Genomic DNA, 16234 nt, shown 5'->3' with positions numbered 1-16234 from the left:
TATGCATAGCTTTGGTGACTATACATTCAAAGAAAAAATAAAAAAAATTACTCAAATTTGTGTTGGTGTTTTTTTTCTCTTATTTCTTTTATTTCTAGTATATGCTGTCACTCAAACCTCAGTATTTCATTTGTTTACTTTTTTCGCTTGGCCAAATGAACCATGGCTTATTATACTGATCTTTGGCAGTATTGCTTGCGCGTCATTTCTGATCTGTATCATAGTTATTATAAATACAAAAAGAGCTTTACGGAAATCTTGGATAATGATCCAGGCTCATTTTTCTGAAAAACTCAAACATTATGAATGGCTTCTTGAAGAAACAGGTCAGTGCCTCTTTATTTGGGACAATCCAACAGCCTTACCCCGTATAATTGGTAATATTCCCACATTGCAAAAAGCAGGTATTCATAAAAAAGATTTTCAGCATTTTGAAAAATGGCTTGAAAAAAGCTCTTTGCAGCAACTTGATCAAGCACTCACCCAGCTACGTTGTAACGGTTGCTCTTTTGAATTTTCCGTCACGACTATAACTAAAATATTCTTGCAAGTTACAGGAATTATCGCTGGAACAGCCGCTATTGTGCGGTTTCAAGATATTTCAGCACAGCAGAGTGAAAATATCCGATTACAGAAAGAAGCAACCCAAATCCTCACGGAATTGAAAATACAACGTAATCTTCTTGATCATATTCAAGAACCGGTGTGGATTCGAGATTGTGAAGGGAAAATTTGCTTTACCAACCGCGCTTTTCGGGAAATGACGAATTTTCAAGAAAAGAATAATATTGTTGATCCTTTCAATGAAACAACGCAATGCAAAACAGATGAAATAGAAGCAATTTTTCAAAAGCATATTTATACAGTAGTTAAAGGAGAACGACACCATTTTCATCTCACACGTATCACAACAAAAGAAGGAATGGCAGCCTTTGCGCGTGATGATAGCGCGTATGAAAATCTTGCCAAAGAAATGAAGAGAATTCTTCAAAATCATTGTGAAACACTCGATCAAATTTCAACGGCTGTAGCAATTTTTGATGCCAACCAAAAATTAAAATTTTGCAATCATGCTTTTAAAATTTTATGGCCATTGGAAATCTCTTTTCTAGAAAGTGAACCAAGTCATTCATTGCTTCTAGAACGTTTGCGTGAGAAAGGTTTTATCGGTGAACATCCTGATTGGCATGCGTGGAAAGAAGAGCTTTTTAAAGCTTATCAACAAACAGAATCGAATCAACAAATTTGGAATCTTCCTGATGGACGTACAGTACGTGTCATTTCTAGTCCTCATCCTCAAGGAGGTATTACCTGGCTTTATGAAAATCTTACAGAAAAAATTGATCTTGAACGACGTTATAATACACTCATTAAAATACAAGGTGAAACACTTGACAAACTATCTGAAGGAGTTGTTGTTTTCGGTACTGATGGACGTTTGCGTTTATCAAACCCAGCTTTATCGAAATTGTGGTCGCTCCCTCATAATTTGCCTGTAGAAGGAACGCATATTACCGAATTACAAAACCACTGTTCTGCTTTAACAATAGGAGAAGAATGGAAACAATTTACACAATTCATTACTGGTTTTGCTGAAAAACGTGATACCTATTCAGGCCGCATAGATTTAAAAAGTGGAATAATAATTGATTATACACTTGCACCTTTACCTAATGGACAAACAATGCTTACATTTGTTAATGTCACTGACACTGTCCATATCGCACGAGCCCTACAAGAAAAGAATGAGGCCTTAGAAAAAGCTGATCGTCTGCGCAATGAATTTGTCCAGCATGTTTCTTATGAATTACGCACACCTCTTACTAATATTATCGGATTTTCTGATATTTTACGTGATCAAATTTTTGGCCCTACCAATGAGCGTCAACAAGAATATCTTGGTTATATTCATTCAGAATCAGGTGTTCTTTTGAATATTGTTAATGATATCCTTGATTTGGCAACTCTTGATGCAGGTATTATGATATTGGATATAAAACCAGTTCACATTGCTGAGGCAATGGCACAAGCAGTCGCACGAGTAGAGGAACGTCTCCATGGACGTCACATCACACTTTCACAAAACATTTTTCCTTCCTTGAAATTTATGTCTGCAGATGCAACACGGTTACATCAGATTTTTGTGAATGTTCTGAATAATGCTATTAATTTTGCAACGGAAAAAAGCATCATTGAATTTTGTGCGAATACACAAGACGATTATATAATCTTCAGTGTTCATAATGAGGGATCTGATATACCAACCGATATTCTTGATCGGATTTTCAAACGTTTTACTTCTCATTCCCATCATGGTGGACGTGCAGGAGCAGGTCTTGGTCTTTCTCTTGTTAAAAGCTTTGTTGAACTCCATGATGGACGCGTTGAAATTTTGACTGGTATGGGTCAAGGGACAACAGTTAAGTGTTTTTTCCCTCATCAAAAAGATACAGGAGTTGTATAACTGTGTTTTTTTGTGTCTTTGTAAAATTTTTCCCATTACTTTTATGGACATTCGAATGAATTTTAGTTTTTTTCTTGAAAACGAAGAAGCAACTATACTTTTTGCACAAGATTTAGCTCTTGCTCTAAAATCCGGTGATCTTGTCACCTTTCAAGGTGACCTTGGAGCAGGCAAATCAACTCTTATACGGGCACTCATCCGTACACTTGCCAATAATTGTACTATGGACATTCCAAGTCCTACTTTCACTCTTGTCCAAAGCTATCAACTTCCACAATTTGAAGTGCTTCACGCTGATCTTTACCGAATTTCGAGCATTGAAGAAATGGATGAGTTAGGACTTCATGAATCACGTAAAGACAATATTTTACTCATTGAATGGCCAGAAAAAGGAGCAGAAGTTTTAGGACCGGTTACTTTCGCTATCACTTTACAATACAAAGGATGTGGACGTCATATCACTCTTGACTCTGCAGAACATGCTACTGAACGCCTGCAACGATCTTTTGCAATTCGTACCTTTTTAATCACACATAGACGTCGTCACATTCAACGTCGCTTTTTAGCTGGTGATGCCTCAGCACGTTCTTATGAACTGTTAGATGATGGAAATCATCAAGAAGTTCTCATGAATGCACCAACTATGCAAATGGCGCAAAATGTAGACTCTTCCTATGTAGAAACAACACATCTTGCAAAAGATATCAGCCAATTTGTAGGAATTAGTCAAATTATTTTAGAGAATGGCTTCTCAGCTCCTCGTATTTTTGCCAAAGATCTTGAAAATGGTATTTTGATTTTAGAAGATTTTGGATGTGAAGGACTTTTAGACCAATCAGGTAATCCTATAGAAGAGCGTTATATTGCTTGTAGTGAATTGCTTGCTACTTTTCATCAAAAGTCATGGCCTTTAAAAAAGAAATTTGCAACATTCCAGCTTCAGATACCCTTCTATGATTGCCAAGCTATGCGAGCAGAACTTTCCTTATTATTGGACTGGTATCTTCCTTTTCAACAGAAAAAAACTTTAAACATAAAACAGCGTGAAACTTTTTTTACCTGCTGGCAACCTTATCTTGATCTTTTAACTCAAGGAGAAAATACCTTTGTTATGCGCGATTATCACTCACCTAATATTCTTTGGCGTGAACATAAAAAGGGTATTGATCGCATTGGTCTCATTGATTTTCAAGATGGTGTAAGTGGACCAACAGTTTATGATCTTGTTTCTTTAGCACAAGATGCCCGTCTTTTTATTCCACCAGAACTTGAAAATAAAATTTTTAATACCTATTGCAGTGTACGTCACCAAGCACCTCGCCCTTTTGATGAAGATGAATTCCGCAAACTTTACGTGCTTGCAGGAACTCAGCGGGTCTCTAAAATTTTAGGAATTTTTGTACGCCTTCACCAACGAGATGGAAAATCATTTTATCTCAAATATCTCCCTCATCTTCAAAATTATCTCATCCGTAATCTTTCACATCCAATTCTTTCTCCCTTACAAAGCCTTTATCAAGAAATGGGACTTTTATCAGAAAGTGAAGCTCTTAACAGAGATATTTTAAACGCTTAATTATTTTATTCCTGAAAAACATCCTCTCTGCAACAATCATTCATGACAATGCGAAGTCATTATGCATTCTTCACATTCACTTTCGCTCAACTTTTTATGAAAATAAACAGAGCTTTTTGGTTTCCCCTTGAATAAAAATTAATATACAGTGAAAAAGAATTAATATAATAATATGGATCACAATGAAGTCAAATGACCCGTACCCCCCGTATATTTTCTATTTCCCCCGGAACTCCTTTTCTGCCTCATTTTGTTGATGCACTTCTCTCCGGAACTCTTATTGATAACTTTGCATCAAATGGGGATATCCAAACCGCTCTTGCTGATACTCTTATTTATGTACCAACGCGCCGCGCTGCTCGTGCATTACGAACAGCTTTTTTCGAAAAAAGCCATACAAAATCTAGCTTTTTGCCTACCATATGTCCCTTGGGAGATATAAATGAAAAAAGTTTTCTTTTTGTTGAAAATAATGAAAATACTTTGCTCAATACTCCCCCTATTGGAGAAAGTGAACGTCTCCTTCTTTTAGCCCGCCTTATTCGCCTTTGGCGTGAAAATTTACCAACTCATCTACGGTCTATGTTTGGCACAGAAGATGTTTTTATTCCTGCCACGACTGCTGATGCAATTTGGCTTGCCCAAGATTTAGCACACTTGATGGATGAAATAGAAACAGAATCCGTAGATTGGTCAAGACTTAAAGAAATTGTACCCGATATGGTTGCCGAATGGTGGCAAATAACCTTAGATTTCCTCACTATTGTAACACAAAGCTGGCCACAAATTTTAAAAGAAAGACAACAATGCAATCCTGCTGAATGGCGTAATCAAGCATTCAAAATGCATGCAGATATTTTATACCGTACACAACCTCATAAAACTATTATCGCTGCTGGTGTAGCAAGCTCTATTCCTACAATTGCAAATCTTTTAAAAGTAATTGCCTGTTTACCAAAAGGAGCTGTGATTCTTCCAGGCCTTGACCTTCAAATGGATGAAATACAATGGAATACCTTAGGTGCATTCAATAAAGAAAAAACAACTTTTAACCCTTCTGACCATATTGCTGCTTTTAGTCATCCTCAATATCATTTAAAAAAACTTTTATCTCTCATGAAATGTCAACGCATTCATGTCCGCGAAATCGGTCAGCAAAGCGCTATAAAAATCCAACGTGCTGCTCTTTTATCGGAAGCATTACGACCAGCTTCCACGACAGATTTATGGGCTCAAATCACACGTGATGATTATGAAAATATTTGTGCAGATTGGTCATTGATTGAAGCTCCCAATGAGCGTGAAGAAGCTTTAGCTATTTCTCTTGCCTTACGCAATGCTATTGAAGATCCTAAAAAAACTGCAGCACTTGTTACAAATGACCGCAATTTAGCACGTCGTGTAGCAGCTGAATTACAAAGATTTGGAATTGAAGCCAATGACTCAGGTGAAATGCCACTTGCACAAACATTACCTGCGACCCTATTACGGCTTCTTTTAGAAAACATTTTTAAACCTGGTGATCCCGTTGCTTTTCTTTCTCTTCTCAAACATCCACTCACAACATTAGAATATAATCATAATTATTTGCGTGAGATGGCTGAGAATTTTGAATTACTTGTCCTTCGAGGAAATGCTTGCCGGATTAATCTTTGTGAATGTGACCAATTTTTTAAAACATGGATGCAAACACATTTTCATAAGGTTTCTAAGAATTATATGCCTGATTTACAAAAGATTGAAGAAGCAAAGTTTCTTTGCCATCTTTTAGTCAAAGCAGTTGACCCTTTAGTGACATTAATAAAACAAGAGAGAGAATGCAGCATCAATGAAGCTGCTATAGCAACTGTTGAAGTTTTTGAAAATTTTGGTCGTGATGCTGATAATTCTCTTGCACATCTTTATCAAAATGAAGCAGGCAAAGCCTTAGCAACTTTTTTGCGTGAATTGGTTAGTGATCAATCAGGATTAAAATTTCATCTTTATGAATGGCCTGCTCTGTTTTCAGCTCTGATGGCCACCCGTTCTGTGAGTCCTTCCCCTGGAGGACATCCACGTTTGTTCATCTGGGGAACTTTGGAATCGCGTTTGCAAACCGTTAATACAGTGGTCATAGGTAGTTTAAATGAGGGATCATGGCCGATAAAAACCCACAATGACGCTTTTTTATCACGGCCAATGAAAATGACTTTAACTCTTGAACCACCAGAACAACGTATTGGCTTTTCGGCTCATGATTTCCAGTGGGCGATGGGAATGGATCAAGTGATTATGAGTCGAGCTACACGCGTCAATCATACTCCTTCTGTTCCATCACGCTGGCTACAACGTTTAGAAACCGTTATAGGCAAACAAGTTTGGAAGCAAATCTGCACACGAGGAGAACTCTTCCTTCATTGGGCAAAAATGCTGGATAATACAAAGAGCATCATCCCTGCGGAACGGCCTTGCCCTGTACCACCACTTGATATGCGTCCACGCCATTTTTCAGTCACAGAAATAGAAACATTACGGCATGATCCTTATGCCATTTATGCAAAAAAAATCTTACGACTCAAACCACTTAAACCACTCATCCATGATCCTTGTTCAGCTGAGCGTGGAACACTTTATCATGCTATTCTTGCTGCCTTTTGCACACAAATAAAAAATCAAAATGCTACTAATATGCTCGAGATATTACTCACCATTGGACGTAAAGAATTTGATAAATTAAATTTACCTCCTGATACTGAAATAATTTGGTGGCTAAATTTTGAAAATCTTGCTCCCTTTCTGATTCAATGGGAACAAAGCCTTGGATCACGAGAACGATATGCTGAAGTTATTGCTCAAAACACCCTCATAGGAGAAACAGGAGTAACTCTTTCAGGACGTGCAGATCGTCTTGATATTTTGCCAGATAAAACAGTTGAAATCATTGATTTTAAAACCAGCACTCCCCCTTCATCGACACAGGTTATTAACTTATTTTCTCCACAATTAGCATTAGAAACAGCTTTATTAATGCAAGGAGCCTTTGTAGATTTTAAGGGTCTTACTCCCTCTAATTTATTTTACATTTCCTTAAAAGGAAAAGGGACAATTAAACCTATAGCCATTATAAATAAAAAAACAAAAGATCAAGAAAACGCAATCTCTCTTGGTAAAAAAGCATGGAAGTATCTTATTTCATTGATCAATTATTATCAGAATCCACAACAAGGTTATCTTTCACATGCAGTTCCCTTAAAAAAATCTTATGAAGGTGACTATGACCATCTAGCTCGATTATTGGAATGGTCTATTGGTTTCGATAAAGCGGATCAATCATGACTCTTTTTTCTATTCCTCAAACAACTCTTGATACACAAGCAAAAGCCACAGATCCGACAACAAGTGTATGGGTTTCTGCGAATGCAGGATCTGGAAAAACCCATGTTTTAACTGAACGTGTCATCCGCTTACTTTTAAATGGAACACCTCCAGCACGTATTTTATGTCTTACCTATACCAACGCAGCCGCTTCTGTTATGCAATCGCGTATTTTTCGTACACTATCCAATTGGAGTGGGCTTGATGACAAACAGCTTCAAACAATTTTATCAAAGCTTGAAAATAAACCCGTTAATACACAAAAACTTGCCAATGCCCGTCAATTATTTGCCCGCGCTCTTGAAACACCAGGCGGCCTAAAAATTCAAACTTTTCATGCATTTTGTGAATCTTTATTACATCAATTTCCACTAGAAGCGAATATTGCTGGCCATTTTGAACTGTTAGATGATATAAATCGGAAAAAATTATTACAGCAAGCCCGTCGCAAACTTTTAATCCATCGTGATGCACAATTAGCGTTAAAAGAATTATTTAAAATTATCAGTGAAAATACACTCAATCAATTGCTCTATGAAGCAACTCAAAAACAACATGAATTATCTGAGTTCTTACCTTTCATCTTCTCTGAAAATGGAACAGAACAATTCCGTGCATTTTTTAATTTAGCACCGGATGACACAAACCAACGACTGCTCGATAAAATTCAACAAATTGCGGCACTTCCTTCTTACGCAATAAAATATTATCAAACCCATAGCACCCCAAAAAACAAAGATATAATCGAGAAATTTTTACAGTTAGCAACATCATCTGATGAAACAAATATCATCAACCTTGTTTCAAATATTTATTTTGAAAAATCAGGAAAACCACGTGATTTTTCGCGCTTATTTTCTAAAAAATCAGACGAAGTCTGGCCTTTTATTGAAAAAGAAATCGAAGACAAACAAAATCAGCTTCCTCTTCTTTTAGACAAATATCAATGTGTCAAACTTGTTACACTTAACATAGCAGCTTTTCAGCTTTGTGATATTTATCTCAAAATCTATACGGATTTAAAAAAAGCCAATAACCTCTTAGATTTTGACGACCTCATTGAACGTACTCTCTATTTATTGCAGCATAAAGGTGCAAGCCAGTGGGTACAATATAAACTCGACCGTGGAATTGATCATATTTTACTAGATGAAGCACAAGATACCAATCCTAAGCAATGGCAAATTATTCAACTTTTAGCGCAAGAGTTTTTTACAGGTCACAGTCAACGTACAAATACACGTACTGTTTTTGCTGTTGGTGATGAAAAACAATCTATTTATTCTTTTCAAGGAGCTGTACTAGAAAATTTTGCTGAAAATGGCCGAATAATTCAAAAAAAAGTTGAACAAGTTGAACAAAAATTTGAAAAAATACAACTCAATTATTCTTTTCGCTCTACAGCCGATGTCCTTAAAAGCGTTGATCTTGTCTTTGAATCACCCGAAAATTACAAAGGACTTTCAGCAGAACACGTAAAGACAGTCCATGAACCTATCCGTGTTCATAGTCCAGGCGATGTTATTATATGGGATGCCATCTCCAAAAAAACAAACGAATTTCCTGATGATTGGCTCTCAACTGTTGATCATCTCGATACACCCCAAATATGTTTAGCAGAAAAAATTGCCGAAACCATTTCTAATTGGTTGAAAAATGGTGAAATGCTCCCAGCAAAAAAACGTTTACTGCGTGCTGGTGATATTATGGTTTTGGTTCGTAAACGTGATCAATTTGTTCCTGCCCTTTCTCGTGCACTCAAACTCCGTCATGTCCCTGTCGCTGGTGCTGATCGTTTACAATTAACAACCCATATTAGTGTGCGTGATTTAATGGCGCTTGCCCGTTTTGTTTTGCAACCGCAAGATGATCTTTCCCTGGCCTGTGTTTTAAAAAGTCCACTTTTTTCGCTTAGTGAAAACGAACTTTATCAACTTGCCGTTCAACGTACAGGCTCTCTTTGGGAAAGCCTTTCAACTCATTCTTCATCGCATGCCGTTTTTAAAATTATTTTTGAGCGTCTTAACACATATCGAACTTTAGTTGATAAAATGCCCGTTTTTGAATTTTATAGTTATATTCTCAACAACGATAAAGGACGACAGAAAATCATTGCTCGTTTAGGAACTGAAGCAAATGAAGTCCTCGATGCTTTTATAGATCACACACTCACTATTCAAAAAACTGGATTACCAGGATTACAAGCCTTTTTGGAAATATTGAGTATCAATGAACCAGAAATCAAGCGTGAACTTGATCAAAATTGTGAAGAAGTAAGAATTATGACGGTTCACGCTGCAAAAGGGCTTGAAGGAGCAGTTGTCTTTTTGGTCGATCCAGGGAGTGCAATATGGCATCCGCAATATGCACCACACTTTCTTAAATGCTCCTTAGGAGATAAGCAAGTTTTCATCTGGCGCCCAAATGCACAACATCATACAAAACATTTTGACAAAGTGCTTTCACGTTTAAAAGAACGTGCCGAAGAAGAATATAAACGTCTTCTTTATGTGGGTATGACACGCGCCGAAGATCGACTCATTATTTGTGGTTATACGAATCAAAAAGAAACCCCGAATACATGGCTGCAATTAGTAAAGAAAGCTCTTAAACCTCATGCTGTTCCTATAAAAGGTCCTGCAGAAGATATCACAGCTTGGCGTTATTGCATCACCTCTTCCTGTCCAGCACCAATGTATCAAGAAATATCTTGTGAAACTCACCAAATTTTTCCACCTTTACCTGCGTTTTTTCATAATAAAGTGCCTACAGAATCAACCTTATCAAAACCTCTAAGGCCCTCTGTTGTGGGAATCAATGATACCAAAACTGAATTTTTCCCTCAGAAGGAACGCTTTAGCATCTCACCTGTCTTAGGAGAAAAAAATACCAAGAAAACTTTTTCTATTGAATATGGTAATTTTATTCACCAATTACTGCAACATTTGCCCAATTACCCCCCTACAAAACGCCAAGATTACGCGCAATTCTATTTAAATACAAAAGCTTCTCATTGGCATAAAACCCAAAGAGAAAAAGCCCTTCATCATATTTGGACAATCTTAGATAATCCAGACCTTAAGCCATTTTTTTCTAACCTTTCACATGCTGAAGTTGCGCTCATGGGTATCGTAAAAATTAATGGTAAAGAACAAATGGTTTCTGGTCAAATTGACCGTTTATGTATCACCCATAATAGTGTTTTTTTTGCCGATTTCAAAACTGGTCTTTCACCAGAAAATGATACCGATATTAAGCAACATCATTTATTACAAATGGCACTTTATCAGAAATTGTTGCAAACTATCTATCCTGATAAAAATATGCATGCTCTTCTCATTTATATAAAAAAAGCCAAGATCTTTAAATTGCTTCCTGAAAAACTTGACGCACTTCTTGATGAAATTATCGTATAAAAATAAAAAAGGAAATGTTTTCTAAAAAATCTATTATAATTTATTTTTACAATAACTTAACATAAATAATTCATACTCATTTATAAAAGCAGTAAAGGATAAATCAATGACATGTATAAAAATTGATAGTAGCAATTTTGAAAATGAAGTTCTTACTTCTCCTCTTCCTGTTGTTGTTGATTTTTGGGCAGAGTGGTGTGGTCCTTGCAAAAGCATTGCACCAATCCTTGATGAAATTGCAACAGAAATGCAAAGCCAGATTAAAGTCGCTAAAATTAACATTGATGAAAATCCAGACTTAGCTACGCAATATGGAATAAGATCGATTCCTACTTTATTAATGTTTACAAATGGAAAAGTATCATCCAATAAAGTTGGTGCTACGTCTAAAGGACATCTTGTTGAATGGATTAAAAATAGTCTTGGTTGAATTTCCTCGTGACTCTTTTTCTAAAAGAAAGGAGCTCAAAGTGCTCCTTTTCATTTAAAATTCTCTACGATTGTAAGCTTAAACTACTAAAATTCTTCACAATAAGTCTGTTAATTGTTTTATTTATCCAACTGTTTCCTGTATTATTGATCATAATTTATAATAAATAGTAGATAAGATTATGAGCTTATATTTTCTGAAAAATACGAATTTTGAAAATACACTTTTGTTTTATTTTACTCTATATCGGCTGTATAAAAACAATTTAAGAAAAAAATCATTTAAAAGATATTGAGTTGTTTATTAAACTTTAAAAATGATAAATACATTGGATAATAGTTGTTATTTTTGATATAACTACAATAGTTAATGTTTCTTTGTTTTTTCAATTTTTACTTAAATTAACTTTTAAGCTGCTCACATCGTAATTGTTTTTTATCTATTATAAATTAAAAAATAAATATATACGTAAATGTCAAAAATCTTTAAAATTACTCTTGATTAAGTAAGTATGTAGATATTTAAAAAATTTACAAATTTCAGCTAAAAAGCTACTATGCCAATAAATCTTGATGAACAGCTATTTATTAAGATTATTTTACACTATGAGAAATTGGAATCAACAAATATAGGAAATGATACTGCGATTCTTCAGGAAAAATGGCTAGATATATTTGAGAAAAAATAAGTCCAGCTAAGAATTTTATAGAAAAAACTCAATATTTTTTTTGTTTTAATCTGAAGTCATATTAAAAAAATATCAAACTTTTATATAAAATTTTATCAGATTAATTGAGAATATTTTAAAAAATCTAGCTGTTGAATAAAAAATTCATGCTTTAGTAATGACTAAAAGATCACAATTGAAAGAAAGACTTATTTTGACTAAAATAATATTTCTTTTGTAAACAATTAAAAAAATTACCTTATATATTACTTCGGCCTTTATTAAACTTTGCTAATGTAAAGAAATTTTTTAAAAAATAAAAAAGTAAGCGAGATTAAGATGTTGAAAAAAATTTTTACTGTTGTATGCACTATGATTATGACTGTTGTTGGTTCGGCTTGGGCACAAACACCAAATCGTTTACAACAATTTGAAGCCTGGGGAGCTTATTCTTATAAAGCACCAGATAATATGATTTGTTATATATTATCAGTTCCTTTAAAGGCAGATCCAACAACTGTTAAACACGGTGATAATTTCTTTTTGGTAACCAAACGTTCTAATTCTCCTGTTTCGTTTGAACCACAATTTATGGCTGGTTATCCACTTAAAGAGGGATCAAAAGTTACTGTCACTATTAAAGATAAAAATTTTGACTTTTTTACAAAAGATTCATCTGCTTGGCTAACATCATCAGGAATGGAAAAACAGCTTGTTGCTGCTATGCGTTCAGGAGCGAACATGACAGTGAGAGCTACCTCAAAACGAGGAACTCACACTACCTATACTTACTCTTTAAAGGGAGTGAAAGCTGCGTTAAATATGGCACAAAAATGTCACTAAATATTTATAATTCTAAAATAGCTGATAAAATGGAAAACCATGGCCATTTCACATGACCTTAAATCTATTGAAACATATCAAATATTAAAAGCAAAGAATACTATAGTAACGAAACAATCTAAATTACCTTTAATTGGCTTATCACACGATGAAATAGCACAGGCTTTACAGGCAATTGGTGTTCCAGAACATCAAACGCAAATGCGTGTACGTCAAATTTGGCATTGGCTTTATGTGCGTGGAGTTTCTCATTTTGATGAAATGTTAAATATTTCTAAGCCAATGCGGGAGATGCTCAAAGAGCATTTTTCTATTGCGCGTCCAGAAATTGTTGCAGAACAAATATCACAAGATGGTACTCGTAAATGGCTTTTACGATTTCCAGCTTCTGGAGCTGGGAAACCTGTTGAAATTGAAACGGTTTATATCCCTGAAGAAGGGCGTGGTACTTTGTGTATTTCATCTCAGGTAGGATGCACATTAACGTGTTCTTTTTGTCATACGGGAACACAAAAACTTGTTCGTAATCTAACAGTTGAAGAAATTTTAGTGCAATTATTGGTTGCCCGTGATTGTTTAGGTGATTTTCCTGATAAGAAGACACCTGATGGCGCAATTATCCCAATTGAAGGACGTAAAATTACTAATGTTGTTATGATGGGTATGGGTGAACCGCTTTATAATTTTGAAGCAGTTAAAAAAGCTTTATTAATTGCTTCCGATGGAAATGGGCTTTCTTTATCGAAACGTCGTATTACTCTTTCAACGAGTGGAGTAATTCCTGGAATTATACGAACAGGAAAAGAAATTGGCGTTATGTTAGCAATTTCGCTCCACGCAGTACATGATACATTGCGAGATATTCTTGTTCCAATTAATAAAAAATACCCCCTTGCTTTGTTAATGGAAACTTGCCGTAATTATCCTGGCCTTTCAAATGCTAAGAGAATTACATTTGAATATGTTATGCTGAAAAATGTAAATGATAGTTTAGACGATGCGAGAAAATTAATTCAATTGCTTAAAGGTATTCCTGCTAAAATCAATTTGATTCCTTTTAATCCATGGCCTGGAAGTAATTATCAATGTTCTGATTGGGAACAAATCGAACGTTTCGCTGATATCATTAATAAAGCAGGTTATGCCTCACCTATTCGCATGCCACGTGGACGTGATATTTTGGCCGCATGTGGGCAGCTTAAATCAGCTTCAAAGCGTTTAGCTAAATCTGAACGGATAAGACTTGAAAATATAATTGGTAATGAATAAACTAGGTCTTTTAAGATAAGTTGAGAGTAGAGCAAAACTAATAAAATTTCTGCAATGAATCAATCAAGAAAACGATCGCAAAAAGAGTGATCAGAAAATTTTTAAATATTTGCTTATCATAAAACTATAGAAATTATAATGAACAAAGAAATATTTAAAAATCCTTAAAACTGGCCATTTATGTAGTCATACGATCATGAGCATTAATCAATCATTGTAAGAACATTATGTTAAAAAGAGTACTTTAGGACTACTGGTTAAATAGTTGCATTTAAGACTATGGCGTTCTGAAAATATTAAGTGTTGACGCAAAGTCTGAAAAGCAAATCATAAAAGTGCGTGATAATATAAAATAAATGCCGATAGATCAATGGCTATAGCCATAGCTTAGAGAATAAAACCTGTTGCACAGACGAAAGCGCATATAATTGCAGCTTATTTACTTTATGTAATGGTACATTCTAATGAGAGTATAATATTAAATCGTAAAGTGAAAGAAAAAATAACGTTGCTAGAATGCGTTAAAAACAATAGACCATTTGGATAAAAATGACATACTAATTTCTTTTATGCTTAGAAATAAGGAGCGTAACTTATATCTTTTATCGATTTTCTCTTTATAGTTTTTTATTTTTTTGCATCTTTTTTATGTTGTTTTTAAAAATTTATTTTCATTCCTTGCATGGCTTTGATTTCTGAGTAAAAGATAAAGGGAGAAAATAATAATAAGAGCTTAAAAATGAAAAAATGGAAAGAGATTAAAAAAGTTGTTTTAGCTTATTCAGGGGGACTGGACACATCAATCATTCTCAAATGGTTGCAAAGTGAACTAGGAGCTGAAGTTGTAACCTTTACAGCAGATTTAGGTCAAGGAGAAGAACTGGAGCTTGCACGTCGTAAAGCTGAAATGCTTGGCGTTAAAGAAATTTATATTGAAGATTTACGGGAAGAATTTGTGCGTGATTTTGTATTCCCGATGTTTCGAGCAAATGCGGTTTATGAAGGAGCTTATCTTTTAGGAACATCGATTGCTCGCCCACTTATTTCAAAACGTCTCGTTGAAATTGCCCAAAAAACCAATGCAGATGCTATCGCTCATGGAGCAACGGGAAAAGGCAATGATCAAGTACGCTTCGAACTTTCTGCTTATGCTCTTAATCCTGATATTAAAATTATTGCTCCTTGGCGTGATTGGAATTTTAAAAGTCGAACAGATTTGATTGAATTTGCGCATGCGCATCAAATTCCTGTAGAGAAAGATAAACAAGGTGAAGCACCTTTTTCAGTAGATGCAAATTTATTGCATTCTTCATCAGAAGGAAAGATTTTAGAAGATCCAGCAGTTTCTGCTCCTGAATATGTGCATATGCGTACTCTTTCTCCAGAAGCTGCTCCAGATCAAGCAACTATAATTACAATTGGTTTTAAAAAAGGAGATGCTATTTCAATTAATGGAAAAGTTTTATCTCCCGCAGATTTGTTAACTCAATTAAATAGCTATGGGTGTAAAAATGGTATTGGCCGATTAGATTTGGTAGAAAATCGCTTTGTGGGTATGAAATCGCGTGGTATTTATGAAACACCAGGAGGAACTATTCTTTTAACTGCTCACCGAGCAATGGAATCCTTAACACTGGATCGTGGTGCAGCTCACCTGAAAGATGAATTAATGCCACGTTATGCAGAACTTATTTATTACGGTTTTTGGTTTTCACCTGAGCGTAAAATGTTACAAGCAGCGATTGATTTATCTCAAGAAAATGTTGAAGGGGAAGTAACACTAAAACTTTATAAAGGAAATGTAATTGTTGAAGGACGTCAAAGTGAAAAATCACTTTATTCTGATAAGTTGGTGACTTTTGAGAATGACCAAGGTGCTTATGATCAAAAAGATGCAGCAGGTTTTATTAAATTGAATGCATTGCGTTTACGAACATTAGCAGCCCGTTCCTCGAAATTATAAAACTCCATAAACCCATCTTGATAAAATTCATAAAAAAGGTTTTTATATAAAAACCTTTAATTCCGTATTTTCTTTATCTTATTTTTTAGTAAATGTGTCATTATCCAATTTTTAGTTTGATGCCAAAGGATTCATGATCTTTAATATAATAGAAAACTAAGATAATGGTAACTAAAACATCAATAATTCAAATGAATAAATCATGTTTATAATACTTTAAGTTACATAAGATAAGAAAGCTATAACTGAAAA

Annotated in this window: 8 protein-coding genes; all 8 read left to right on the top strand. The window is 34.9% G+C overall.

Annotated elements, in window-relative coordinates; all coding sequences use genetic code 11:
• The first annotated feature begins 1 nt into the window (after nt 1).
• A complete protein-coding gene (locus Bho11B_RS01250) occupies nt 2–2464 on the top strand; it encodes a PAS-domain containing protein (protein ID WP_078673453.1) in 2463 nt (820 codons plus the stop codon).
• Between the two features lie 55 nt (nt 2465–2519).
• Nucleotides 2520–4040: a tRNA (adenosine(37)-N6)-threonylcarbamoyltransferase complex ATPase subunit type 1 TsaE gene (tsaE, locus tag Bho11B_RS01245; protein ID WP_078673452.1), complete on the top strand. Its 1521-nt coding sequence runs from the start codon at nt 2520–2522 to the stop codon at nt 4038–4040.
• A gap of 192 nt (nt 4041–4232) precedes the next feature.
• On the top strand, nt 4233–7355 hold the full coding sequence (gene addB, locus Bho11B_RS01240) for a double-strand break repair protein AddB (RefSeq protein ID WP_078673451.1): 3123 nt from the start codon (nt 4233–4235) through the stop codon (nt 7353–7355).
• Nucleotides 7352–10810, top strand: coding sequence for a double-strand break repair helicase AddA (addA, locus tag Bho11B_RS01235; RefSeq protein ID WP_078673450.1), 3459 nt, complete (start codon nt 7352–7354; stop codon nt 10808–10810). The genes addB and addA overlap by 4 nt, the downstream gene beginning before the upstream one ends.
• Before the next feature lie 106 nt (nt 10811–10916).
• A complete protein-coding gene (trxA, locus tag Bho11B_RS01230; protein ID WP_078673449.1) occupies nt 10917–11240 on the top strand; it encodes a thioredoxin in 324 nt (107 codons plus the stop codon).
• A 1006-nt stretch (nt 11241–12246) separates the two neighbouring features.
• A complete protein-coding gene (locus tag Bho11B_RS01225; RefSeq protein WP_078673448.1) occupies nt 12247–12750 on the top strand; it encodes an invasion associated locus B family protein in 504 nt (167 codons plus the stop codon).
• Between the two features lie 39 nt (nt 12751–12789).
• Nucleotides 12790–14019, top strand: coding sequence for a 23S rRNA (adenine(2503)-C(2))-methyltransferase RlmN (gene rlmN, locus Bho11B_RS01220; RefSeq protein WP_078673447.1), 1230 nt, complete (start codon nt 12790–12792; stop codon nt 14017–14019).
• 739 nt (nt 14020–14758) lie between these two features.
• Nucleotides 14759–15982, top strand: a complete 1224-nt coding sequence (locus Bho11B_RS01215; protein ID WP_078673446.1) for an argininosuccinate synthase — start codon at nt 14759–14761, stop codon at nt 15980–15982.
• The last annotated feature ends 252 nt before the right edge of the window (nt 15983–16234 follow it).

The sequence above is a fragment of the Bartonella sp. 11B genome (genome assembly GCF_002022625.1).
Taxonomy (GTDB): Bacteria; Pseudomonadota; Alphaproteobacteria; order Rhizobiales; family Rhizobiaceae; genus Bartonella; species Bartonella rochalimae.
Note: the sequence above shows the minus strand (reverse complement) of the source record. Positions and strands in the feature narration are given on the sequence as shown.